This is a genomic window from Kitasatospora herbaricolor, assembly GCF_030813695.1.
GTDB lineage: Bacteria > Actinomycetota > Actinomycetes > Streptomycetales > Streptomycetaceae > Kitasatospora > Kitasatospora herbaricolor.
The window spans coordinates 1,061,402-1,086,414 of the sequence record NZ_JAUSVA010000002.1 but is presented as its reverse complement, the minus strand read 5'-3'; the positions used below and the strand labels follow the sequence as shown (position 1 = coordinate 1,086,414).

The following is a 25,013-nucleotide window of genomic DNA, read 5'->3' as shown; positions in this document are numbered from 1 at the left end:
GACGGACTTATCCGTGACCAGCACTGATCTCAGCACCGCCAACGGCACCTCCGCCGGCACCTCCCTTTTCATCCCCACCCCGGCCACGCCCTACCAGGGGGACATCGCCCGCTACTGGGACCACGAGGCCAGGCCGGTGAACCTGCGCCTCGGCGACGTGGACGGCCTGTACCACCACCACTACGGCATCGGCGACGTCGACCACGCCGCCCTCGGTGACACCGAGGACAGCGCCTACGAGAAGAAGCTGATCGCCGAACTCCACCGCCTGGAGTCGGCGCAGGCCGAGGTCCTCCTGGACCACCTCGGCACCATCGGGCGCGACGACACCCTCGTGGACGCCGGCTGCGGCCGCGGCGGCTCGATGGTCATGGCCCACCAGCGCTTCGGATGCAAGGTCGAGGGCGTCACGCTGTCGGCCAAGCAGGCCGACTTCGCCAACCGGCGCGCCCGCGAACTCGGCATCCAGGACCACGTCCGCGCCCGCGTCTGCAACATGCTCAGCACGCCCTTCGAGACCGGGCAGGCCGCCGCCTCGTGGAACAACGAGTCGAGCATGTACGTCGACCTGCACGACCTCTTCTCCGAGCACTCCCGCGTCCTCGCGGTCGGCGGCCGCTACGTGACCATCACCGGCTGCTGGAACCCGCGTTACGGCCAGCCCTCCAAGTGGGTCTCCCAGATCAACGCGCACTTCGAGTGCAACATCCACTCCCGCCGGGAGTACCTCCGAGCGATGGCGGACAACCGTCTCGTACCGCAGGCCGTCATCGACCTGACTCCCGCGACCCTGCCCTACTGGGAACTCCGGGCGACGTCCCCCCTGGTCACCGGCATCGAAGAGGCGTTCATCAACTCCTACAAGGACGGCTCCTTCCAGTACCTCCTGATCGCGGCCGACCGCATCTGAACCCGACCGCCTCCGGGCGGGCCGGGTCCGTCACCCGACGGACCCGGCCCTGCCGGCGCCGTCGGGTGCCTTCACCCGCCGGACGCCCCGTCCCGGATCCACCCCGGTCGCTGGTGCGCCAGTTCGAATCGAGCCCCTTGCCGCTCATACGGCCGGGGCCGGGAGTCATCCCCGCCGCTCGGCCCGGCGCTCGGGCGGCGCCCACGCCGTTCGCGAGTACGGCTCCGGCGCGGGCGGCGGGTGGCGGCGGGCGGACGCACTCGCCCACCGGGGCCCCGTACAGGGGCCGACCGGCTCCGGTGCGGCGCGTTGTGCCGCGCTTCGCCCCTCCCGGCGGGCAGACTCACCGGGGGAGACCGGCGGAGCGCGGACGAGCGGAGGTGGTCAGGTGGCCGAGGTCCCCTTGCTGTCGCTGCGCGGGATCTCCAAGCGGTTCGCCTCCCGGCAGGCGCTCAGCTCCGTCCGGCTGGACATCGGGCCGGGCGAGATCGTCGCCCTGGTGGGTGACAACGGGGCCGGCAAGTCCACGCTCGTCAAGACGGTCTCCGGCGTCCTTCAGCCGGACAGCGGCGTGATCGAGTGGCGCGGCCGGCCGGTCGAAGTCCGCCGCCCTCTGGACGCCCAGGAGTTGGGCATCGCGACCGTCTACCAGGACTTGGCGCTCTGCGAAGGTCTGGACGCCGTGGCCAATCTCTTCCTCGGCCATGAACTGCGCAGGTTCGGGCTGCTGCGCGAGGTCGAGATGGAACGCCGGGCCCGGGAGGTGTTCGACAGCCTGTCCGTCCGGCTGCCCAGCCTGCGGATCCCGGTGGCCTCCCTCTCCGGCGGCCAGCGGCAGGCCGTGGCGATCGCCCGCTCCCTGATCGGCCGGCCCGACCTGGTGATCCTGGACGAGCCGACCGCCGCGCTCGGGCTGGAACAGACCGCCCAGACCCTGGAGCTGATCCGCCGACTGCGCGACCGCGGTCACGCCGTGATCCTCGTCAGTCACAACCTCGACGACGTGCAGGCGGTCTCCGACCGCGTCGCGGTGCTTCGCCTAGGGCGCAACAACGGTGTCTTCGAAGCCCGCTACACCACTCAGGAACAGCTGTCCGCGGCGATCACCGGCAGTCACGCCATGGCGATGACCCTCCAGCGCAGCCTGCTGCCGCGCGGCCTGCCCCAGCAGAACGCGGTGGACGCCGCCTACCGCTACCTGCCGGCCCACGCGGGTGTCGGCGGCGACTGGTTCGACGTCATCCCGCTGTCCGGGGCCCGGGTCGCCCTGGTGGTCGGCGACGTGGTCGGCCACGGCGTGCACGCCGCGGCCACGATGGGCCGGCTGCGCACCGCCGTGCACAACTTCTCGGCGCTGGACCTGCCGCCCGACGAGCTCCTCACCCACCTCGACGACGTCGTCAGCCGCATCGACGAGGAGGAGGCGGCCAGCGGCACCGACGTGGTGGTGGGCGCCACCTGCCTGTACGCCATCTACGACCCCACCTCCCGACGGTGCCAGATCGCCCGGGCCGGACACCTGCCCGCCGTCCTCGTCCACCCGGACGGCACGGTCGAGATCCCCGACACGCCCGTCGGCCCCCCGCTGGGCCTTCGCGGCCTGCCCTTCACCACCGCCGAGGTGGAGCTGCCCGAGGGCAGCCGGCTCGTCCTCTACACCGACGGCCTGGTGGAGGCCCGCACCCGGGACATCGACATCGGGCTGCGGATGCTGAGCGAGGCGCTGGCCCCGCCCGGCCGGACCCCGGAGGAGACCTGCCAGGCCGTCCTGGAGGCGATGCTGCCGGCCCGTCACGAGGACGACGTCGCCCTGCTCGTCGCCACCACCCGGGCCCTGTCGCCGGACCGGATCGTCGAGTGGGAGGTGCGCTCCGACCCCGCCGCCGTCGCCGAGGCCCGCGCCACCGCCACCCGCCAGCTGGAACGCTGGGGTCTGGACGCGCTGGTGTTCAGCACCGAGCTGATGCTGAGCGAACTGGTCACCAACGCGGTGCGGCACGCCGCCGGACCGATCGGCGTGCGGCTGCTGCACGACCGCCGGCTGATCTGCGAGGTCTCCGACGCCAGCAGCACCGCCCCGCACCTGCGGTACGCCGCCGCGAACGACGAGGGCGGCCGCGGGCTCTTCCTGGTGGCCCAGCTCAGTGCGCGCTGGGGCACCCGATACACCAGCACGGGCAAGGTCATCTGGTGCGAGCAGGACCTTCCCGGCCCGCACCGGACGGGCTGACGGGCCGTCCGGGCGGCCGGTGGCGAGCCCCGCCCCGGTCGATGGGCGAACCCGTCAGCGCGGCACCGGGCCGACGGGCCGACGGGGTGCGTCCGCCGCCCGGCGTCGTTCAGCGGCCGGTCCAACGCGTGACGGGCGGATCCACCCGGGCCGCGAACGGCTGCGGCAAGGCGGCAGGCCATCAGGCCCCCGATCCACATCGACGACCCGGACGGTGACCAGGCCTCCTCGGTGGGGGCCGTACGACTGCGCCGACCAGGGGAGAGCGCTCCCGAGCGGTGGCCGGATCGACGTCGGCCGGGGCTCGACGTGTCCGGGCCGCCCGACCCGCCGGCCGCCGGTGCCCGGACGCGTGCCGCGCCCCGCGGAGCGTCGCCCGGGCCCATCGCCCCGGCTCCCTTCGGCCACGGCGGCTGCCACCTGCGACGACGGTGCCAGGGCGGCCGACGGGCCGTCAGCAGGCGGCCCGGTTCGGCGGGGGGATCCGTGCGGCGGATCCGGAGCCCCTCCGTCACAGGTGATCCGGAGTCATTGACGCCGCACGGTCCCGGTGATTCACTTCCGAGCGCGGGAGAGCGCTCTCAAGCCGTGGGAAACCGGCCCCGGGTCCGCTCCCCGTCCATCCACCACGCCTGGGAGAGTCATGTCTGTCACCCCGCCCCGCCGGACCGTGCTCCGCGGCGCCGCGGTAGCCGCCGCACTGCCCGTGGTCGGCGCCCTTTCGAGCGGCGCGGCCCATGCCGCGCCTGAGTCCCGCAGGCCCGCCGGGCTGGGCGCCAACTTCCTGGTCTTCGACCCCTCCATGGGCGACGCGGCGATCCAGGCCCAGGTCGACGCCGTGTTCAAGATCCAGGAGTCCAACCAGTTCGGCTCCGAGCGGCACGTCCTGGCGTTCAAGCCGGGCACTTACAACGTCGACGTCAACGTCGGCTTCTACACGCACGTGCTCGGCCTGGGCGAGAGCCCCGACGACGTCGTGATCCACGGTCATGTCACGTCCGACGCGCAGTGGTTCGAGGGCAACGGCACCCAGAACTTCTGGCGCGCCGCCGAGAACCTGTGCATCGTCCCGCCGGACGGCCTGGAGCGCTGGGCGGTGTCCCAGGCGGCCCCGATGCGCCGCACCCACGTCAAGGGCGACCTGACCCTGTGGCCCAGCCCGCCCGGCAACCGCTGGTCCAGCGGCGGTTTCCTCGCCGACAGCCTGGTGGACGGCCAGGTCGAGTCGGGTTCGCAGCAGCAGTGGCTGTCCCGCAACGACACCTTCGGCAGCTGGACCGGCTCCAACTGGAACATGGTCTTCGTCGGTACCCAGGGCGCCCCCGCCCAGAGCTTCCCGACGCCGCCGATGACCACGGTCGACCGCACCCCCGTCGTCCGGGAGAAGCCCTTCCTCACCGTGGACGCCCACGGCTCCTACCAGGTCTTCGTCCCGGCCCTGCGCCGCAACTCCACCGGGACCACCTGGGCCGCCGGCAAGGCCGCCGGGCACAGCATCGCGCTGTCCCGCTTCCACGTGGCCCGGCCCGGCGACTCCGCCGAGACCATCAACCGCGCCCTCTCCCGGGGGCAGCACCTGCTGCTCACCCCGGGCGTCTACCGGCTCGCCGACCCGCTGCGGGTGTCCCGGCCCGGAACGGTCGTGCTCGGCCTGGGCCTGGCCACGCTGCAGGCCGTCGACGGCAACTCGCTGATCGAGGTCGACGACGTCGACGACGTGACCGTGGCCGGCGTGCTGCTGGAGACCGCCTCCGCCGGCTCCCGCGTCCTGCTCAGCGTCGGGGACGGCCGCAGCCGGAGGGACCACTCCGCCCGACCCACGGTGCTCTTCGACGTCTTCGTCCGGGTCGGCGGTTTCGTGCCCGGCGGCACCGAGACCGGGATCCGGATCGACAGCAACGACGTGATCGTCGACCACGTCTGGATCTGGCGCGCCGACCACGGCCTCGACGGCAGCGTCGGCTGGGCGGTCAACCCCGCCGGCACCGGCTTCCTCGTCAACGGTGACCGGGTCACCGTGTACGGGCTGTTCGTCGAGCACTTCCAGAAGTACGAGGTGCACTGGAAGGGCGAACACGGCCGCACCTACTTCTTCCAGAACGAGCACCCCTACGACGTCCCCACCCAGTCCGCCTGGGGCCACGGCGGTACCCGGGGCTACGCCGCGTACAAGGTCGCCGACTCCGTGCGCGACCACCAGGCCTGGGGGCTGGGCAGCTACTGCTTCTTCAACCTGCAGGCCGACATCTACACGGACCGGGCCTACGAGGTCCCCGACACCCCCGGGGTCGTCCTCACCGACCTGATGACCGTCTGCCTCAACGGCCCGGGCGGCGGAGGCGTCCTGCACTGCGCCAACAACAGCGGTGACCCCGTGCAGAACGGTTTCGGCACCTACTTCATGAAGAAGTACTCGAACGGCGTCGCGACCTCCTGACGCACGCCGGGAGCGCCGGCCGGGCTCCCGGCACCGTACCTGTGGGCACGCCACGGCTCCGGCCGGGGCGTGCCCACAGGCGTGCCCGCGGTCCTCCGCCGCCGGGACGGCTCCACCGACCGTGACGGCCCCAGCACCCGGGTCGGCTCCACCGCCCGGGGCCTGGGCCGTTCGGGCGCCCGGCGCGGGCTCGGCCGCACCAGGCGGGGCAGGCCGCGGGACCGGGCTGCCGGGGGTGCAGCGGGTGACCCGGCGCGAAAAAACCGCGGGACCCGGAGCCGGGGTCCGGCTACAGTCCACCTGTGGCCGTCGTAGCGATCTATCGCCGATTTACCGGCCCCCCGGCCCCCGAAGGGCGCCGCAGGGGTCCGACTTCGCCACGTCCGCGGAGCTGAGTCGGCCGACCCAGGACGGCGGTCATGCCCAGGGGCTGGGGGGGAGTGCGGACCCCCCGTCACCGCCCTTGGCCAGGAGGCCGACATGCCCGCTCACCTTTCCGCCGAACAGCTCGCCCGTGACCTGTCCGTCCGGGATCTCACCGACCCGGCCGCCGGGCCGCACGCCCTCCAACTCGTCCTCGACCGCGCCGTCGGCACACTGGCGAACCGCTGGGGCTGCGAGGTCCGCTGGTACCGGGGCGAGCGCACCGTCACCGTCGAGGACAACTACGACAACCTCGGCTACCGCACCGACGACATCACCCGGGACACCCGCTACACCCGCTACGTCGACGATCGGCGCATGCTGCGGAGCCACTCCAGCGCTCTCGTCCCGGCCGCGCTGCGCGCTCTGGCAGCGGACCCGGCCGACGACGTGCTGCTGGTCTGCCCCGGTCTGGTCTACCGCCGCGACAGCATCGACCGCCTGCACACCGGCACTCCCCACCAGCTCGACCTGTGGCGTCTCACCCGCTGCCCGGCCGCCATGACCACGCCCGACCTGGACGACATGGTGACGACCCTGGTGGCGGGGATCCTCCCCGGGGCGGAGCACCGCCACGAGGACCGTGTCCACCCCTACACCCTCTCCGGCCGCCAGGTGGACGTCGAGCGCCAGGGCGAGTGGATCGAGGTGGCGGAGTGCGGCCTGGCCCACCCGCAGGTGCTTCAGCGGGCCGGCCTGGACGCCTCGTGGAGCGGCCTCGCGCTCGGCATGGGGCTCGACCGGATGCTGATGCTGCTCAAGGGCGTCCCGGACATCCGCGTCCTGCGCTCGGCCGAACCGTCCGTGGCCGGCCAGATGACCGACCTGACCCCGTACCGGCCGGTGTCCGCGATGCCCCCGATCCGCCGGGACCTCTCGGTCGCGGTCGACCGGGACGACCTGGCGGAGGACCTCGGCGACAGGGTCCGTGACGCGCTGGGCACGGATGCCGACTGTGTGGAGAGCGTCGAGATCCTCACCCGGACGCCCTGCGCGGACCTGCCGCCCCGGGCACGGGAGCGGCTCGGGGCCCGCCCGGACCAGATGAACGTCCTCCTCAAGGTGGTCCTCCGGCACCTGGACCGCACCCTCACCGACCACGACGCCAACCTGCTGCGCGACCGGATCTACGCCGCCGTCCACCAGGGCAGCGGCCATCAGTGGGCGGCGAGCAGCTGACGGACGGTGAGACCGGCACGGCCCGCTGGGACGGGGCCGGCCTCACCGGCGCGTCACCCCGCACCGGGGCTGGTGAGGTCCCGGTGCGGGCCGCAGGCCACCGCCCGCCCCGGCGGATCGGGCCGGTCACCCGCAGCAGGGCTTGCACTCCTTGACCTGGACGTTGTCGATCACCGGGCCGTACGCCCCGGCGACGGTGCTGGCGAAGCCCAGGGTGGTGGACGTGCCCTGCGCGACGAAGCTGAACTGGTGTCCGACGTACCCCATGGCCGTCCTCGTCCTGCCGGTGACGTCGAAGGAGAAGTCCTGGAAGTCCTGGCCGTCGATCAGTGCCCGGCCGGTCCGCAGGGCCACCCCGCCCTCCGGGTTGCCGGCGAGTGCGTAGGTGACGGAGTAGGTGGTACCCGGGACGGTGGTGAAGCTCTGGGCGACGGTGCCGCTGCCGGACCCGTTGAGGTCGAGCGACTGGTCGCCCTCGGCGGCCTGCCAGAATCCGGCGCCGATCAGGTCCACGCTGCCGGCGGTGACCTTCCACGGGCCGACGGTCTGACCGGCGGTCAGGCCGGTGAAGGCGTTCGCGGGGGCCTTGGGCGTCTCGAAGCTTCCGTCGTCGAAGTGGCTGAGCGCGCGGTGGCCGCCGGCGGCCTGGGCCGGGGCGGCCATGGCGGTGGCGCCGGCGACGAGCACGGCGGTGAGCACGATGCGGGTGCGCGAGAACGACATGGAGGGTCCTCCAGGGCAGGTGGCTGAGGCCGGTCGACGATCGGCCGTGCACAGAGCTTCTGTGGTCGCGGTGATCCCTGCCAAGGCCGGCCGGGGGGCGGCCGGTGTCGCGTGGCGGCTGCGGGTGCGCTCTTGCGCGCCGGTTTCGACCGGTCGAGGCCCGCGGCGGCGGCCCGGACGAACCGTTTCCGGCGGCTGCGCCGCCCCGGACGGGCGCGTCTGCCCGGGGCGCGGAACGCATCGTGTACGCCCCTCCCCGGCGGCGCACTCCGCCGGGCCGTCCGCGCCGCGCCGTCGGGCGGTCGCCTCGGGCCGGGCAGCCCGTCCGGCTGCCGTCCGTAGGGCCGTGGTCCGGCCGGTTGGTGCCGGCCCGCGCTCAGGGGGCCTTGAACAGCCGGGGGAAGTCCAGGGCCAGCCACGGCCGACGGCCCCAGGCGAGCACGTTGCCCCGGAGGAGGGCGTCGGTGGCGCTGTAGCGGCCCAGGGCGATGAGCAGGAACGCCACCGGCCCGGTGAGGATCGTGCAGTCCGGCCGGCGCGGCGGCTCCTGGCTCACCACCGCGGCGCCGTCCGTGAAGGTCGCCGCGAACCCGTCCAGACCGCGCACCCGCAGCCGGTAGCAGGCGTTGTGGCCGGCCGCGGCGCGCGCGTCCACCACCCACGGCATGGCCGTCCGCACGAACGGGAGCGCCAGCGCGGCGCGGTGGCGGTCGATCGGGTGGGGCCGCCCGAGGGCGACGGCGATGTCGTACAGGTGGCCCAGCATGTGGGTCAGCAGGTAGGAGCCGAGGATGTCCAGGCTCATCGGGCCCAGCGGGGTCACCACCGTCTCGGTGCCGGCGCGCGGGCCGGCCGCCGCGGTGAACGCCCGTGCCTGCCGCGCGATCTCCTCGGCCAGCACGGCCGGGTCCCGCTCCGGTCGCTCGGCCAGCGACGCGGCGTTCGCCGCGGCCAGCGAGCCCGGGGTGCCGTCCCCGTAGGGACGTTCCTCGCCCGCGGCCAGTGCGGCCATCAACTCGTTGACCATCGCCAGGTGGGCGGCGGCCTCGGCCACCGTCCACTCGGCGCCGGGTATCGGCGCGTCGCCGCGGCAGCCGGCGAGCAGGGCGACGGCCTCGTGGCCGACCGCGGTGACCGCCTCGAAGAGCGCGGTGCGCACGGCATCGGGGGACTGCTGGGAGAGCGGGAGGGTCATGGTGGTGAAGACTGACCGACCGCTGCGGCCCTGTCCAGACCCACGACCCTGGCGGCCGCCCCGGGCCCCTCGCAGATGGGTCCCCGGTGGACCGCCGGGCGCAGCCCGGGACGGGGGGCGTGGTCGGCGCCCCGGCAGACCGCCTGCGGCCGGGAGTTCGGATGCCGTCCGGGGCCGTCTCCGGGCGTCGTCCCGGTGCGCGGAAAGATCTTCGAAACCGCCTGCAACCTCCGATGGGGATGCACGTCTATCAGGGTGAGGGCGCGGGGAAGCGCCCGGTTCGAAAAACCACCGACACTCACCGCCCTGGGGGACTCCTGTCATGCGTACGCCCGTTATCTCCCGCTTTGTCGCCACCTCCGCCGCCGCCCTCACCCTCGGCGTGGCCCTGCCGCTGCTCGCCGCCCCCACCAACGCCTGGGCCTGCGGCGAGGAGCCGGAAACCGCCGCCACCGCCCCGGCCGCGAACGCCACGACCCCGGCGGCCGGCGGGGGCACGGGCCCGCAGCAGGACGTTCCTGCGAGGCACAAGGGGGCCCTGAACGTCACCGTCCTGAAGGTGCCCACCGCCGTGACGGTCGGCGACGAGCCGCAGGAGATCTCGGTCGACATCACCAACGACACCGACGGTCCCTACACGACGGTCCGGCCGCTCGTCGCGCTCTTCAACCCGAACGGCGGACTGCAGATCCCGGACCTCACGATGCAGTGGTGGAACCGCGGCGCCTGGCAGCCGCTGTCGCTGCGTCACAGCTGCGACCCGGTGGTCTGGGTGCGCGACGAGGCGATGCCGACCTTCGGCCTCGGCAAGGGCGAGACGGCGCACATGAAGTACCGCTTCGGCGTCTCGGCGAAGCTGCCGACGGACGTGTCCGTCATCAACGTCGGCCTGCTGGCCGAGGCGGAGGACTCCACGGTCTCGGACTCCAAGGACTTCGACATCAAGATCAACCACGCCAAGGCCCCCACCAGCCCCACCCCCACCAGCCCCGCCCCGGTCAGCTCGACCCCCGCCCCGGCGAAGTCGACCCCGGTGCCCACCGCCGCCCCGACCACCGGCGCCCCGGCGCAGCCGGCCACCGTCCCCGCCGCCGACAACACCACCCCGGCCGTCGTCCCGACCACCGGCGCCCCCGACACCGCCGCCCCGAGCCCCACGCCCGCTGCCGCGCCGCAGGAACTCGCCCGCACCGGCTCCTCCGGGACCACCGGAATCCTCCTCGGGTCCGCCGTCGCCATGCTCGTCGTCGGTGCCGGCGTCTTCTACGCCGTCAAGCGGGCCGCCGAGCGCTGAAGCGGCGACGGCCGGCCCGAAGGCGGAGACGCGGCCGGCGCTCGTCGTTCACATCGGTGGTCGATGGGTGGGCCGCCGAGGCCCTGATGTGCGAGGTGGCGGCCGGGCAGGCTAGGTTTGCTCGGGTGAGTCTCCTTGATGATGTGGCTGAGCGCGACGGCTGGCGCTGCTGGGTGTGCGACGAACCGGTCGACCCCGACAAGTCGGTGAACGACCAGCGGGGGCCCAGCGTCGACAGCCGGACCACCGACCGGAAGGCCAAGGTCGCCGAGCGGCTGGCGCACCGCGGCTGCAACTCGCGCAAGGGCGCGGTCAAGGTGGTCATCGCCTGGCCGGAGCGCCTGTACGTGGTCGAACCCGCGCCGCTGCTCACCGTTGCCGGGCGGCTGGAGCGCAAGGGCGGCCGCGAGACGGTCGGCCGTTGCCCGACCCGGAAGGACGCCCAGGAGGCGGCGGACTGGCTGGTGGACCGGTTCTCCCGGCTGGTGCCGGGGCTGCCGGTGACCGCCGACATCGAGGCGGGCGGCGGCCAGTTCCTCGTCATCCTGGCCACCGGCCGCCGCTGACCGGGGAGCACGAGCGCACACCCGCTTCGAGCCGAACCGGCGGTCCACGGCCCCCGGCGGTGGCCAGGGCCGGTCGGACGGCGCCGTCGCCCGATCTGCCCGGCCGCACCCCGGCACGCGTCGGTCCCGACGTGCGCAGCGCAGCGGGCGCCCGCTGCGGCGTCCGGCCGTCCGGCGCGCCTTACGGGGTGCCGTGACGTCATCCGAGGTGGGAGCGGTAAGGACGGGCCCGGAATCCATGTCGCAGTGGCGGCCGCCGCCGCGTTAGCATCCCTGGTCGATCACTTGGCGAGGAGAGCACATGGGCGGGGAACAGCAGGCCGGCACACCGGTGGAACTGACGTACCAGCTGACGGTCGAGGACTTCCGGGAGGCACTGGCAGCCCGCTCGAAGGCCGGCGCAGCCGGCCGGCGGACGAGCCGGCTGCTGGTCGCGGCGTTCGCCCTCACGGTGGTCGCCACGGCACTGTCACTGGCGAACGAGGGCACCGTCGATCCGCCGCTGGTGGTCATGCTGGTCGTCCTCCCGCTGGTACTGCTGGGCGTGCCGCGCTTGCAGGCCCGGCAGTTCCACCGGCTGGCGGCCGACAAGGGCGAGTTCCGGGCCGCCGTGGACGCTTCGGGCATCGCGGTGCGCAACGAGCACTCGTCCAGCACCCTCACCTGGCAGGCGGCACCACGCTACGTCGAGACCCCCGGGCTCTTCGTCCTGCTGAGCGGGGACAAGAACGCCTCCTGCGTCACCCTGCTCCCCAAGCGGGGACTCGCCGGGCCGGCCGAGGTCGACCGGCTTCGCGTCGCACTGGACCACGGCTGCGCCGGCGCCGCCGTTCAGCCCGCCGTGCCCTAGCAACGACGGGAACGCTCCCTCTGCCGCACCGTAGGGGAGGGAGCGGCCCGGCCCGCCGACAGCCCGCGTGGTGCGCCCCTCCCGCCGCTGCTGGTCCCGCCCCGGGTGGTCACGGTGGTTCCCAAGTGGCTTGCGGCGTGGGAACCATGACGCTGGTCCGGTCGTCTCTCCGGTTCGGGTGGGTCGGTCGTCACATGACCGGAGCCCGGCCCGGCCTTCGGAGGACGACGACACGACGGGGTGGGATGGACTGGCTTCGCAGGTACTGGTTGAAGCTCTTCCTGTTGGTGAGCTCCAGCGCCCTCGCCTCGGGCGTCTTCCTCACCTCGGTCCTCGCCGGGGACAAGGAGAACGGCAACCACCGGACCGTCCTGTGGATCGGCGCGGTGCTGGCGGTGGGCGTCGTCCTGGTGGCGGCTTCGGAGACCGCTCTCAACGAGCGGGAGAAGGAGCACGCGCGGAAGGAGGCCGGTGACGCGGCCGCCGCCCTCGCCCTCTCGTACCATTCGACGCTCGCTCCGCTCTCGGTGGCGCTGGGCAAACTCGCCCAGGACCACCTGGCCGCGCACCCAGGGGCGGGGGCGCCGCCCGTCGGACTCGTCGCCTCGCAGGCTGCGCAGTCCGCTCTGATCCTGCAGAAGGTGCTGGTGGGAGCCTCAGTCCTGACCGCCGGGCGGGATCCCGTGTCGCAGCTCCCGACCGCGCGGTGCGCCTTCTACCGCCTCGCCGACCCGGCCCTGCACAGGTTCACCCTCGTGGACTGGGCGGGTGCCACCCCCGGCCCGCGCCCCGTGATCGACGGGGCAGCGGGGAGCCACTTCCTGCATGACATCCTGGAACCGGGCGCCCACTACCACGTCGGCTCGGTGACCGAACTGGTGAGCAAGGTCGACCAGGCGAGCACCAGGTACCGCTCGGTCATCGCCGTTCCGGTGCTGGCCGGGAGCCGGCAGATCGGCGTCCTGGCCGTGGACGCGCCGGGAGCCGCCGATCTGACCACCGTCCATGTGGACCTGATGAAGTCGCTGGCCGGGTTGCTGGGCGCGGCGCAGGCCCTGGCCTAGGAGGAGGACGGACATGACGGGGTACGCCGCATGGTGAGCCTCCGGCCGCGGCGCCGCCGGGGCCGGGAGTGGGAACCGGAGCCCCCCGAGGGCATGAACCACATCGAGGAGACCTACGGCCTGCTGCACGAGCACGAGGAGCACCTGCGCGCCGCGCACGCCGGCTTCGACCGGAGGGTGGCCGCCGCGAGCGGCACCTTCGGCTGGGAGAACTTCAGCCTCCTCGTGCTGTCCGCCATGGGCTTCGCCGTGGCCGTGATGACCGCCCTGAGCCGCTTGGGGTGGTGGCCCTACCCGTTCGGTGCGGTCGGCGTGCTGTGCGCGGGCCTGGTCCTGCTGCGAGTGCGTCGCTCACGGGCGGCGCGGCACGGTGGCGCGACCGTAGGCCGGTGAGCCGAGGCGGCCGATGCCGACCCCCCGGCGGCCGTGCGGCGCGGAGCGGCCGCGCGGGTGCCGAAGGCCTCCGGACCGGGAGGAGCGACCGGGAACGGACGTGGCAAGCAAGTCGTGACGCCGGTCTGCCCGGACGCTCCCGCCGAAGGGCGCCGGTCCCGCCCCGCGGCGGGGGCCTGCCGGTCGGCCGGGAACGCCGGGGGTGCTAGAAATCCCTGGTGGACGTTTCCCCCGAGCCCTCGACCCTGCGCGTCTTCGTGGCGCTGGCCCCGCCCGACGACGCCAAGGACGAGCTGGCCCACGTCCTGCAGCCTGCCTACACCAGGTACCCGCGGCTGCGCTGGAACCGGATCGAGGACTGGCACATCACCCTGGCCTTCCTCGGTGAGCTTCCCGCCACGGCGGTGCCGTCGCTGCGGTCGGCACTGGCCGGCCGGGCCGCGTCGCAGCCCGCCCTGGAACTGGGCCTGCGTGGGGGCGGCCACTTCGACGAGCGACTGCTGTGGAGCGGCATCGACGGCGACCTGGAGGGGCTGCACCGGTTCGCCACCGACGTCCGGGAGCTGGTCAGGTCCCGCGGGATCGAGTTCCGCGACCGCCCGCTGCGCCCTCATCTGACGCTGGCACGGGCCCGCCGCGACGATCCCACCAGCGTGCCGCAGGTTGCGGCCGCTCTCGCCGGGTTCGTCGGCCGACCGTGGCGGACCGAGCGTCTCCACCTGGTCGGCAGCAACATCGGCCGCGGCCCCGGGCCGATCCGCTACCGCGACATCGAGGCATGGCGCCTCGGCGCCGCGGGCCCGGGCGACGGTGCCCCCGTGGAGGGGCAGCCCACGGGGAGGTAGTCCGCGGGCGGGCCGCAGCCACCTGCACCGCCCTCCTGCGGCGCGCTCCGCCGCTGGTGGGATGATCGCCGGACAGGACGCGGGACAGTGCGGAGGGGCGTGATGGAGGGCCGTTTCACCGACCCCGGGGCCACGGTGCACGAGTTCGCCGACGAGGTGCTCGTTCGCTGCCCGGTGTGCGGTGGCTGCGCCCTCGTCCTCGCGCAGGTGGGTGAGCGCGCGGACGACTGGGCCGACCGCCGCAAGCACACCCGCCGACTCCTGCGGTGCGGCTGCGGGTACGCCAAGGACGAGCTCCGGGGCTGCCGGGTGTTCGGCGGCCCCGTCGACCCGTACTTCCGGCTGCCGCTCTGGCTGGTCGCGGACTGCTGCGGCGGACGCCGGCTCTGGGCGTACAACCTCGCTCATCTCGACCTGCTGGAGGGCTACGTCGGCGCCGGGCTGCGCGAGCGTACCGCGATCCCCCGCTCGATGAGCCTGGTGGAGCGGCTGCCGGCCTGGGTGAAGTCGGCCAAGCACCGGGCGGAGATCCTCCGGACGGTCCGCAGGCTGCGTGCCTCGGTTCCCGCAGGGCCGCTGCCCCGGGCAGCCGGCCGGTGATGTCTTCCCCGGGATCCGGACGGCCCCGACGGTACGGCCCGCCCGGCCCGCTCGCCCCCGGGGAGATGCGCACCGAGCAGTAGCCGTTCGGTACCCGCCGGGCAGCAATGATGGCACCATGTCAGAGGCCGAAGTCGGCGACGGACCCGAGGAGGACGCATGCTGGCCGAGTCGATGGTGGCACTGGCCGGGGCGGGCGGTACGGCCCTGGTCGGTGCGATGGCCACCGATGCCTGGCAGTCCGTCAGGACGGGGGCGGCCAGGCTCTTCGGCCGGGACGGGGAGAGCCGGCACGACGCCGTCGCCGTCAGGCTGGAGCACGACGCCGACCTGGTCGTGCGGGCCTCGGACCCGGAGCGGGTGCGCGGCGCCCTGGCGCCGGCCTGGCAGATCGAGCTGGAGTCGCTGCTGACGGAGCACCCCGAACTCGCGGGGGAACTGGAGGCGTTCGTGACCCGCACCGTCGCCGCCCTGCCCCGGGCCGAACAGAACTGGACCCTGAACGTCACCGCCCGGGACCACGGCCGGGCCTACGGATCGCTCGGCGGCAACGTGGTGGTGTACGAGTCCGGGCACGCCGACCCGCCCCGGCCGCCGGCGCCCGATCGGGGCGAGGAGGCGGCCGAGGGGTCGTCGTGAAGGTGCCCGGCGACCCCGACACACCGGACCTTCCGCCGCGGCGGCTGGATCAGCGGGTCGTCGCGGAAGCCGGATTCGCCTACGGCGCGGTCGGCGCCGACATCCACGTCTTCGGCGACGGTACGCCCGTCTACCTGCTGCAGAACTGGCGCCCCGAGGATCCCGCGGACGGTGGCTGGCTGCGCGAGCTGCCGAGCCGGATGCTCAACGCCCGCTGGGAGGTGGTCGGTTTCACCGGGCGGTCCGGTGAGCTGGCCGCGCTGCGCTCCTGGTGCGCGGACGGTCCCCGGCTGGCCGTCCGATGGCTGCACGGCCCCGGCGGCCAGGGCAAGACCAGGCTGGCGGCCCAACTGGCCCGCGAGGTGGCCGCCGAGGGCTGGAAGACCGTGACCGCCAGCGAGGGCCCGGGCACCGTCCTGCCACCGCCGGGCAGCCAGGACCTTCGCCTGGACGGCGCCGCCGGCCTGCTGCTGCTCGTGGATTACGCCGACCGGTGGCCGCTGTCCCACCTGACCTGGCTGCTCAGCAACGCGCTGCTGCACCACCCGACGGTCCCGGCGCGGGTCGTGATGATCGCCCGCGACACCGGGCCGTGGCCGGCGGTCCGCGCGGCGCTGGCGAACCACCGCGCCGGTACGTCGTCCCAGGCGCTCGCCGAGCTCGCCGCGCTCGACGAGCGGGCCGAGAAGGCCGAGGGCGACGATCCCGCCGGCCTGCGCGGCCGGATGTTCCTCGCCGCCCGGGACGGCTTCGCCGCGCGGTACCCGTACCAGGTGCCGTCGGGGGAGACGGCGCCGCCGCCCTGGCTGGACGGCCCCGAGTTCGGGTTGACCCTGGCCGTCCACATGGCGGCGCTGGTGTCCGTCGATGCCATGGTGACCGGGCGGCGGACCCCGACCGACATGGCCGGGCTGACCCTCTACCTGCTGGACCGCGAGCACCTCCACTGGGCCCGTCGGCAACGCGACGGCACCCACCGGATCGGCGGCCGGGAGTCACCCGGGCCCGCCTGGACCACCCCGCCCGAGGTGATGAACCGGGTGGTCTTCACGGCCACCCTCACGGGCCCCCTGACGCCGCCGGCCGGCGCGGAGGTGATCGGACACCTCGGCCTCGCCCTCCCCGCCGACCGCGTGCTGGCCGACCACGCGAGCTGCTACCCGCCCGCCGGTCCCGCCCGAGCCACCGTGCTCGAACCGCTCCACCCCGACCGCCTCGCCGAGGACTTCAGCGCCCTCACCCTCCCCGGCCACCTCGCCGACTACCCGGCCGGAGCGTGGGCGCCGCACATCCTCCGGCTGCTCACCGAAGGCCTGCCGCCCCCCGGCTGGACCCGGCGCAGCGTCAACCTGCTGGCCGCCGCCGCGGACCGCTGGCCGCACGTCGGAACCGAGCACCTCTTCCCGCTGCTGCGCGAGCGGCCCGAACTCGCCGTCGAGGCGGGCAGTTCCGCCCTCAGCGCCCTGGCCGCCCTGCCCGGCGCCCCGCTCGACCTGCTGGAGGCCGTGGAGTCGTGCCTCCCCGGCCATGAACTCACCGACCTGGCCCCCGGAGTGGCCGACCTGGCCGGCGCACTGGCACGGCGGCGGCTGGCCCGTACGGACGACCCCGCGACCCGGGCCGCGATCCACGCCCGCCTCGCGGTCGCCCTGACCGGCGCCGGCCGCTACCGGGAGAACCTCGCCGCCCTGCAGGAGGCGGCCGCCCTCTACCGGCCGCTGGTGCGGGCGGACCCGGAAGCCTTCGAGGCGAAGTTCGCCCTGGTGCTGACCAACCTCGGCACCCGCCTCGGGCGGTACGGCCGGCAGCAGGAGGCGCTCGCCGTCTCCCGCGAAGCCGTCGACATCGCAGGGCGGATCGGCTGGCTGGACGCCGACGCGCCGATGTCGGCGGGCGGCGCACTGCTGGTCAACCTCGCCGGCAGGCTGCGCGCCGCCGGCCGGACGGCGGAGGCCCTGGCGACCGAGCACCGGGCGTTCGGGATCTTCTGGCAGCTGTCCAGGACCGACCCGGCCGAGGACATCCATCTGGCGCCCTGCCTGGTCAATCTCGCCTCGCTGCTGCCGGCCGCCTACCTCCACGGCCGGGGCGCGCTGGCGGCCCTCGAACAGGCGGTCGCCCTGTACCGCCGCCTCGCGGCGGACGACCCGCCCCGCCACGAGGCCGGCCTCGCGTACGCCCTGACCGTGCTGGCCGGGCGGATCGTCAGCTACCACCAGCTGGCCGAGGCGATCGCCAGGGTGATGCCGGACAGCGCCCGCCGACCGCCCGTCACCCCCGGCTGGCGGCAGCGGGCGGTGGATCTCGCCACGGAGGCGGTGGCCGTCGACCGGCGCTGGGTGACCGCGAATCCGGCCGTGCTGGAGCTCCAACTGGCTGACGGGCTGCAGGTGCTGTACACCACCCTGGCTGTCGCCGACCGGCCGGCCGAGGCCGCCGCCGCGCTGAGGGAGAGCACGCTGGTGCGCTCCCGGCTCGCCGACCCGGCCTCGGCCGTCGCGACCGACCCCGACGATGACCGGGACCCGGCGGACCGCCCGGCGCACACGACGGCGGGCGCCCGCGCCGGCGTCACGCTCTTCGCCTACCTGACGGAGACCGACCCGCAGAGGTACCGCGCCGACCTGGCCGAGGCCTTGGACCAGGTCGCCGCCGTCGCGGCGTTCGACCAGGACGGGCTGCCCGACCGCGAGGCCGTCCTTCCCCACTGGCGCCGGCTCGCGGACGAGGACCTCCCGGCCCACGGTCCGGGCCTGGTCCGGGCCCTGGCCCTGATCTGCGCCATCCAGCGCAACGCGGGCCTGCACGAGGCGGCGGCGCGGACCTCCGAGGAGTCGGAGCGGTGGGCGGCCCGGATCGCCGCCGTCGAGGAGAAGAAGGAGCGCCGCCGCCAAGCCCCCCGGATCCCCTGGGGGACGGCCGAGGAGATCGACCGCGAAGCGCGGCGCCTCACCGCGGCCGGAGACGGCGCGGCCCTCTGGACGCTGGCCCTGTCCGTCCCGCTGGCGGACGGCATCCGGCTCGCCCGAGCACTCCTCCAGCACCTGCCCCCGCCGGGCGCCGCCGCACGGTCGCTGGCGGAGCGCCTCGCGGCGGCGCAACCGCCGGCGTTCCCGTCCCCCGCCGCCGTCGCCGCGCCGCGCACCGCACTGCCGACCTACTACGGCGACGGGGAGGGCATCTCCTTCGCGCACGGCCGGCCCGCGCTCACCCTGCGCGGCATCCAGGCGGACGGCAGCTGGGGGATCAGCGCCCTCGACCTCACCAGCGGCCGCCTCCGGCGGCTCCATCGCGGAGACCGGCACGAGTGGATGTCGGTGGCCTGCCTGGGCCCGCGCCTCGCCGTCGGCCTGCGCGGCCTGCCGCATCCCCCCGACCTGGAACTCGTCCTGCTCGGCCGCGGCCGGGAGCAGCGCCTCGCCTGGGGCGACGCCCTGCGCGGTGCCCGCGTGGCGGCCACCGCCGGAGGGTACGTGGTGGGCCTGGGCCTGATGCGTTCCGTCCTGGTGGGCGAGGGCGGCGACTTCCCGGTGTCGGTCCCGCTGGCGGACACCGGGCTGCGGCGCTGCGACCGCCTCGCCGTCGACCCCACCGGCACCAGGATCGCCCTGGCGGACGGCCACCGGATCGTGGTCGCCGCACTGCCCGGGGCCCGGGTGATCGCCGCCGCCGATTCGGCCGGTGCCTTGGAGCCCGTCTTCCTCGGCCCCGATCGGCTGTTCACCGCCGGCGCGAACGGCGGGCTGCGCCGGTGGGAACTGCACGGTGACGAGCTGTTGCCCGCGGGCGAGGTGGCCACGCCGATCCTGGAGCAGCTGTTCGCGGTGCCGGCCTGGCGGGTGGTGGGCGGGTGGGCGCTCGCCCGACCGCACTTCTTCGACCCGTGGACGCTGCGACCGGTGCCGGAGCCGCCGGCGACCGCCGCGTTCCAGGAGCCGACCATGACCTGGAAGCCCTCGACCGACGGCCGGTTCGTCGCGCACGGCGGCTGGCCTCCGCAGTCCGAGGCCCAGGACGGGCCCCGCACCGTGCACCACGACCTGCATCACCCGCTGGCCTGGCTCGCCCGGCCCGCGGCGGCGATCACCCCGGCCGACCTGCCGGCCCTGGAGGATGCCGCCCGCCGCGCCGACCGCAGGCTCCGCCCGCTGCTGCGGCTGCTGCGGGACGTCTGCGTCCACCGTCGGCTGCCGGGCCCGGCAGCCGGCTGAGGCCGGCCGCCGTCGGCGCCCGTCCCCGCGCACCAGGAGCGCGCCGGATGCGCGGCGACGGGGCCCGCCCGCCACCGACGGGCGGCGGGCCCCCCGGCCGGGCGCCCTTCTCAGCCTGCCGTCTCCAGCAGCAGCTTCGCGGCCACCGTCGCGCCGTCAGTGCTGATCCGGGCGGCCACCGCGGCCGCCCGGGCCCGGGCCTCGGGAGTCAGGGCGACGGCGAGCGCGGCCGACAGGGACTCGAAGGTCGGGTGCGGGCCGTCGTGCGCCGCGCCGATGCCGAGATCGGCGACACGGCCGGCCCAGTACGGCTGGTCCGCCAGCTGGGGCACGACCACCTGGGGCGCACCGGCCCGGGCAGCGGTGGTCGTGGTGCCCGCGCCGCCGTGGTGGACGACGGCGGCGACCCGCGGGAAGAGGGCGTGGTGGTCGACCTCGCCGACGGCCAGGCAGTCGTCCTGGTCGTCGGCCGGGGCCAGGTCGGCCCAGCCGCGGGAGAGCAGCACCCGGCGGCCCTGCGCCCGGACGGCCTCGACGGCGCTCCGGGCCACGTCGTCCGCGTCGCGGAGGGGAATGCTCCCGAACCCCACGTACACCGGTGGTTCGCCGGCCTGGAGGAACGCCTCGACGTCGGCCGGCAGCGGGCGGTCGTCGTCCGCCCGGAACCACGCTCCGGTCTGCACCACGTCGAGGTCCGCGGGCTCCTGCCACGGGCCGAGCACCGGGTCGGTGGCCAGCCACGGGCGGTCGGTGAGGACGTGGTCGCGGAAGTGGTCCACCGGCGGTAGGCCGACGGTCGCCCGGAGGGCGTTCAGGCCCGTCCCGAACAGCACGTTCATGCTTTCGGCGTCCAGGTCCCACAGGACCCGGTTGTCGGTCGGGCCGGGCGGGAACGGCCGGCCCGGCCGCTCGAACGGCGGGTGGTGGGGCGAGGGCAGGTAGGCGGGGAAGTAGGCGACGAACACGTAGGGGATGCCGAGGCGCTCGGCCGCGGCCGGGAGCAGGCCGGTCGCCAGGACCACGTCGCATCCCTCGGCAGCCCTGACGACCGCCTCGTAGGTCGTGGCGGTCATCGCGGCCGCGCGGGCGGGCAGCCCCTCCGCGGGCGCCTGCACCTTCCCGGTGAGCACCCCCGTCACGAAGGGGCGCGCCGGCTCGCCGATCGGCACCATCGGCAGGCCGACGGAGTCGAACAACTCGGCGAAGTCCGGCGGCGTGCACATCCGCACGTCCACTCCGAGGTCCCGCAGCCGCATCGCGACCGCGACCAGCGGTTCGACGTCTCCGCGCGACCCGTAGGCCGTCAACAGCACACGCATGCAGTGAGTCCCTTTCCTGGAATTCCGGGCCCGGCACGGCCGGGGCCGGCCCGCTGTCGGTGGCAGTGGCCGACCTGGGTCGGCTTGCACGAGGGTCGCTCTCCTTCCCCGCAAGGAATGTGAGGACCGATCAGGTCGCCGGAGGGCGCACCCGGACCTGGTGACCGTGGGTCAGGTGGACGATTCTGCGGTACCCCGGGGGCCTTGCCGCAAGCCCCCCTGTGGGCTATATCTTGATCATGGAAGGCGTGACCGAGCCGCCTCCGTCCTGGTCCGCGGACGACGGACAAGCCCCCGAAACGGCCCGCGGCCCCGCATCGCAGGCCACCGGGCAGCAGAACTGCGACAGCCCGGGCACGGGGGCGCCATGTCGACGGCCTGCCCCACCTCGTACTTCGCCACGTCCCGATCGCCGCCGTCCTCGCACCGGCCCGGCGATCGCACCTGGAGTCACGGCTCCCCCCTCGCCGGGAGCCGCTTCCGGGAGCCCGGGCGCGAAACACCCTTGACCAATGGTCAAGAAGCGTTGACCATTGGGGGCATGCCTGCCGACGACCTTCCCGAGACCTTCCACGTCACCACCGACGAGCAACTGCGCGCCGTCTCCAGTCTCACGCGTCACCGGATCATGGCCGTGCTCCGCTTCGAGCCCGCGACGATCACGCAGATCGCCGAGCGGGTGGGCCTCGCGAAGGGGAGTTCGAGCTACCACGTACGGCTGCTGGAGCGGGCCGGCCTGGTGAAGGTGGTACGAACGCGGAAGGTGCGTGGCGTCACCGAGCGGTACTACGCGATGGCCGCGCGCGCGATCGTGCTGCCGGACCCGGGCGAGGGCGGGCCGGATGTGCTGATGCGCCATGCCGTGGCGGACCTGGAGGCGGCGCCCGCCGACGGGGAGCGGCACGTCGGGATGGCGCACCTCCGGCTCACCGAGGAGCAGTTCGCGGAGCTGGGGGAGCGGCTGCAGGCACTGGCGGAGGAGTACCGGGAGCTGTCCGACCCCTCCCTGCCGGACGCGTCGTTCGTCTTCGCACTGTTCCACCCGGCGCAGCGCGCGCAGGCCGAAGGAGAAACCGAGTGACCAAGGACGTGAAGAAGTTGCCGACCGGGTTCGGACGGCTGTGGACCGCGCAGACGGTGTCCTCGCTCGGTGACGGGGTGACGCATGCCGCGCTGCCGCTGCTCGCGCTGACGTTGACGCGGGATCCGATGGCGCTCGCCGTCGTCACGGCCGCCGGAACGCTGCCCTGGCTGCTCTTCGGGGTGCTCGGCGGCGCCTTGGTGGACCGCTGGGACCGCCGGCGCACGATGTGGGTCACGGACGTGGCGCGAGCGGTCCTGCTCGCGACACCGGCGGCAGCGGCCGCGCTCGACCTGCTGAGCATTCCGCTGCTCGCGGCCGTCGCCTTCCTGCTCGGCCTCGGCGGACTCTTCTTCGACACGGCCGCCACGGCCTACCTGCCGGACCTGCTCGGCCGCGACCCCGCACTCCTGGAGCGTGCCAACTCCCTTCTGCGCGGCACCCAGACCGCCGCCTCCGGCTTCGTGGGCCCGCCCGCCGGCAGTGCCCTGCTCGCCCTCGGGCGGACGGTTCCGCTGCTCGCCGACGCGGTGTCGTTCGCGCTCTCCGCCCTGCTCGTACGGTCGCTGCCCGCCGCACCCCGGCCCGTCCCGCAGGCCCGGGAGTCGCTGCTCCGGCAGGCGAGGGCCGGCGCCTCGTACGTGTTCCGGAACCAGTTGCTGCTCGGGCTCGCGCTGCGTCCGGCGGTCGGGAACATCGCCTTCCTCGCCGTGGAGACCGTGCTCGCCCTCTTCGCCCACGACCGTCTCGGCATCGGCACCTTCGGCTTCGGCCTGCTCCTCACGGCGGAGGCCACCGGCGGTCTGCTCGGCGCGGGCATCGCCTCCTTCCTCGGCCGACGACTCGGCACCGGCACCGCGCTGACCTGCACGGCCGCGGTCGAGGGCCTCGCCGTCCTGGGTCTCGCCGTCGCCCCGAACCCTTACGCCGCCGGCCTCGCGCTCGCCGTCTGCGGTGCGGGCATGGGCGCCACGATGGTGCTCGGCCCCTCCCTCCGGCAGGCGATCGTCCCGGCACACCTGATGGGCCGGGTCGCCTCCACCTCCCGCATGCTCGCCATGTGCGCCGCCCCCTTCGGCGCCTTCCTCGGCGGCTGGTTGGCGACCACCTACGACGTACGCACCCCGCTCTACGCCGCCGCCGGCCTCCTCCTCGCCATGACCGCCGTCACCTCGACCATGACCACCAACCGCCGGATCGAGGCGGCGCTGCTCGCCGCCGCCCCGGCCGATCCTCCGGAGCACCCGGAGCCCTGGTCCCCCGTTCAGGAGGGTGCCCTTCAGAGCTCCGCGAGGTCGTCGAGCCAGGGCTGAGTGCAGTTCGCCGAAGCGCGCCGGTCGGGGTGACTCCCAGCTGTGCCAGGGCGGTTCGGGGGTGGTGGGCCGGGGGTAGGCCCTGCCACGGTCCGGCCCGGGCCGGCGGTCACCACTTCGTGACTACGCCGATGTAGCCGACGGCTCCGGATTGGTACTAAGGTATGCCTACCCTTGCTGCGCTGACCTTGCGTGGCCGTGGCCTGTCCTGCTGTCACCGACCAGTCCGTGGAGTACTCATGTCCGCCCGTCGTCTCACCGCAGCCACGCTGCTCTCCGTCGCCGTGGTCGGCGCCGCCCTGGCCGGCTGCTCGAAGAAGGACGCCGGGACCTCCTCGGACGCGGTCCAGGTCAACGCCTCCGACAGCGCCTGCGACCTGTCCAGGACGAGCTTCCCGGCCGGCACCGTGAACCTGGCCGTGCAGAACAAGGGGGCCAAGGTCACCGAGGTCTACGTCTACGCCGCGGGTGACAAGATCGTGGCGGAGCGCGAGAACATCGGCCCCGGCACCAAGGCGACCATCACCGCCGAGATCAAGGCCGGCGAGTACGAGGTCGCCTGCAAGCCGGGCATGGTCGGCGACGGCATCCGGCAGAAGATCACCGTGACGGGCGACGGCGCCCCGGCCAAGAGTGACCCGCGCCTGGACAAGGCGGTCGCCGAGTACCGCAAGTACGCGCAGGAGCAGGCCGACGCGACGATCCCGGTGGTGCAGCAGTTCGCGGACGCGGTGAAGGCCGGTGACCTGGCGAGGGCGAAGTCCCTGTTCGCGGCGTCCCGGGTGGGTTGGGAGCGGACCGAGCCGGTGGCGGAGAGCTTCGGGGACATCGACCCGAAGACGGACACCCGTGAGGACGGCCTGGAGGCCGGCCAGGAGTGGACGGGCTGGCACAAGCTGGAGAAGTCGCTCTGGGCGGACGGTGCGATCACCGACGCGGACAGGAAGCTCGCCGACCAGTTGGTGGCGGACCTGAAGGACTGGCAGACGAAGGTCCCCGCTGCCGAGATCACCGCGACCAGCATGGCGAACGGTGCCAAGGAGCTGCTGGACGAGGTCGCCACCGGCAAGGTGACGGGTGAGGAGGACCGTTACAGCCACACCGACCTGTCGGACTTCGCGGCCAACGTCGAGGGTGCCAAGTACGCCTACGAGCTGCTGAAGCCCGTCGCCGCGGAGAAGGACGCCGAGCTCTCCAGGACTCTGGACGGCGAGTTCGCCGCGCTGCAGACCCTGCTGGCGAAGTACAAGCAGGCCGACGCCACCTACACCTCGTACGACAAGGTCACCGAGACGGAGCGGAAGGCCTTCTCGGACGCCGTCAACGCGCTCGCCGAGCCGCTCTCCAAGCTCGCCGCCGCCGTCGTCGTGAGCTGACGTCGCCGAGCGTGCGAGCCGGTGCCTTCGGTGCCCGGACCACCGCTGCCGCCGCAGCCGACCAACCTGAGCAGTCACCCCCGACCCAGGAAGGCCACCGTGCCCTCGCTGTTGCTGCCCCCTGCCCTGACGCCCCTGCCCTGACGCCCCTGCCCTGACGCCCCTGCCCTGACGCCCCTGGCGGGCGCCGTAGCCTCGACGCCGCTGGGCCCGTTCGTCGACACCGCCGTGAGCTGGACCACCTGGGTCACGCTGATGGGTTCCGTCGGCCTGGTCGCCCTCGCGCTGCCGGCCGCCGTCCGCACCGCGCCTGGGGCGGCACCTGCCGTCACCGCCCGGCTCGCCCTGGCCGCGGTCGTCACCGG

General features: G+C 74.2%; 19 protein-coding genes. 16 read left to right on the top strand and 3 right to left on the bottom strand.

The genetic code is table 11. The features are described from left to right. Positions 1-13 precede the first annotated feature (13 nt). The 4 genes from J2S46_RS05170 to srmL all read left to right on the top strand — a co-directional run bounded on the left by J2S46_RS05170 (position 14) and on the right by srmL (position 7,179). Positions 14-910 (top strand): geranyl diphosphate 2-C-methyltransferase, encoded by an 897-nt coding sequence (locus J2S46_RS05170; RefSeq protein ID WP_191292781.1) that lies wholly within the window; start codon positions 14-16, stop codon positions 908-910. Positions 911-1,298: 388 nt separating this feature from the next. Then, positions 1,299-3,140 (top strand): SpoIIE family protein phosphatase, encoded by a 1,842-nt coding sequence (locus J2S46_RS40790; protein ID WP_191292780.1) that lies wholly within the window; start codon positions 1,299-1,301, stop codon positions 3,138-3,140. Positions 3,141-3,783: 643 nt separating this feature from the next. Further along, complete coding sequence (locus tag J2S46_RS05155; protein ID WP_229913147.1) at positions 3,784-5,577, top strand: pectate lyase-like domain-containing protein; 1,794 nt, start codon at positions 3,784-3,786, stop codon at positions 5,575-5,577. A 480-nt stretch (positions 5,578-6,057) separates the two neighbouring features. After that, on the top strand, positions 6,058-7,179 hold the full coding sequence (gene srmL, locus J2S46_RS05150) for a PheS-related mystery ligase SrmL (protein ID WP_191292779.1): 1,122 nt from the start codon (positions 6,058-6,060) through the stop codon (positions 7,177-7,179). Positions 7,180-7,305: 126 nt separating this feature from the next. Here the strand turns inward: srmL and J2S46_RS05145 are convergent, their stop codons facing one another. Both J2S46_RS05145 and J2S46_RS05140 read right to left on the bottom strand, forming a co-directional pair. Then, positions 7,306-7,902 (bottom strand): choice-of-anchor C family protein, encoded by a 597-nt coding sequence (locus J2S46_RS05145; protein ID WP_191292778.1) that lies wholly within the window; start codon positions 7,900-7,902, stop codon positions 7,306-7,308. A gap of 376 nt (positions 7,903-8,278) precedes the next feature. After that, positions 8,279-9,097, bottom strand: coding sequence for a maleylpyruvate isomerase family mycothiol-dependent enzyme (locus J2S46_RS05140; RefSeq protein WP_191292777.1), 819 nt, complete (start codon positions 9,095-9,097; stop codon positions 8,279-8,281). Between the two features lie 322 nt (positions 9,098-9,419). Between J2S46_RS05140 and J2S46_RS05135 the strand changes: the two genes are divergently transcribed. The 9 genes from J2S46_RS05135 (at position 9,420) to J2S46_RS05095 (ending at position 19,559) form a co-directional block, all read left to right on the top strand. Continuing rightward, positions 9,420-10,391 carry a hypothetical protein gene (locus tag J2S46_RS05135; RefSeq protein WP_191292776.1) on the top strand — a complete coding sequence of 324 codons (972 nt, stop codon included), beginning with the start codon at positions 9,420-9,422 and terminating at the stop codon, positions 10,389-10,391. A 125-nt stretch (positions 10,392-10,516) separates the two neighbouring features. Further along, the gene (locus J2S46_RS05130; RefSeq protein ID WP_191292775.1) at positions 10,517-10,957 is read left to right on the top strand and encodes a hypothetical protein; all 441 of its coding nucleotides are present in this window, start codon (positions 10,517-10,519) and stop codon (positions 10,955-10,957) included. Between the two features lie 301 nt (positions 10,958-11,258). Continuing rightward, positions 11,259-11,807 carry a YcxB family protein gene (locus J2S46_RS05125; protein ID WP_191292774.1) on the top strand — a complete coding sequence of 183 codons (549 nt, stop codon included), beginning with the start codon at positions 11,259-11,261 and terminating at the stop codon, positions 11,805-11,807. Positions 11,808-12,052: 245 nt separating this feature from the next. Further along, positions 12,053-12,871: a GAF domain-containing protein gene (locus J2S46_RS05120; protein ID WP_191292773.1), complete on the top strand. Its 819-nt coding sequence runs from the start codon at positions 12,053-12,055 to the stop codon at positions 12,869-12,871. Positions 12,872-12,964: 93 nt separating this feature from the next. Next, entirely contained in the window at positions 12,965-13,264 is a 300-nt protein-coding gene (locus J2S46_RS05115; protein ID WP_191292772.1) for a hypothetical protein, read from the top strand. A 218-nt stretch (positions 13,265-13,482) separates the two neighbouring features. Further along, positions 13,483-14,109 (top strand): RNA 2',3'-cyclic phosphodiesterase, encoded by a 627-nt coding sequence (gene thpR / locus J2S46_RS05110; RefSeq protein ID WP_191292771.1) that lies wholly within the window; start codon positions 13,483-13,485, stop codon positions 14,107-14,109. A 102-nt stretch (positions 14,110-14,211) separates the two neighbouring features. Further along, positions 14,212-14,709 (top strand): TFIIB-type zinc ribbon-containing protein, encoded by a 498-nt coding sequence (locus J2S46_RS05105; protein WP_191292770.1) that lies wholly within the window; start codon positions 14,212-14,214, stop codon positions 14,707-14,709. Between the two features lie 159 nt (positions 14,710-14,868). Beyond that, positions 14,869-15,348, top strand: coding sequence for a hypothetical protein (locus J2S46_RS05100; RefSeq protein WP_191292769.1), 480 nt, complete (start codon positions 14,869-14,871; stop codon positions 15,346-15,348). Then, entirely contained in the window at positions 15,345-19,559 is a 4,215-nt protein-coding gene (locus tag J2S46_RS05095; protein WP_191292768.1) for a hypothetical protein, read from the top strand. Before J2S46_RS05100 ends, J2S46_RS05095 begins: the two co-directional genes overlap by 4 nt. Before the next feature lie 110 nt (positions 19,560-19,669). On the opposite strand, the gene J2S46_RS05090 is transcribed toward J2S46_RS05095, so the two are convergent. Beyond that, positions 19,670-20,878, bottom strand: coding sequence for a glycosyltransferase (locus J2S46_RS05090; RefSeq protein WP_191292767.1), 1,209 nt, complete (start codon positions 20,876-20,878; stop codon positions 19,670-19,672). A 541-nt stretch (positions 20,879-21,419) separates the two neighbouring features. On the opposite strand from J2S46_RS05090, the gene J2S46_RS05085 reads away from it, so the two are divergent. The 3 genes from J2S46_RS05085 (at position 21,420) to efeO (ending at position 24,648) form a co-directional block, all read left to right on the top strand. Continuing rightward, entirely contained in the window at positions 21,420-21,959 is a 540-nt protein-coding gene (locus J2S46_RS05085; protein WP_191292766.1) for an ArsR/SmtB family transcription factor, read from the top strand. After that, positions 21,956-23,272: an MFS transporter gene (locus tag J2S46_RS05080; RefSeq protein ID WP_191292765.1), complete on the top strand. Its 1,317-nt coding sequence runs from the start codon at positions 21,956-21,958 to the stop codon at positions 23,270-23,272. Before J2S46_RS05085 ends, J2S46_RS05080 begins: the two co-directional genes overlap by 4 nt. A 239-nt stretch (positions 23,273-23,511) precedes the next feature. Continuing rightward, entirely contained in the window at positions 23,512-24,648 is a 1,137-nt protein-coding gene (gene efeO, locus J2S46_RS05075; protein WP_307348843.1) for an iron uptake system protein EfeO, read from the top strand. Positions 24,649-25,013: the final 365 nt, after the last annotated feature.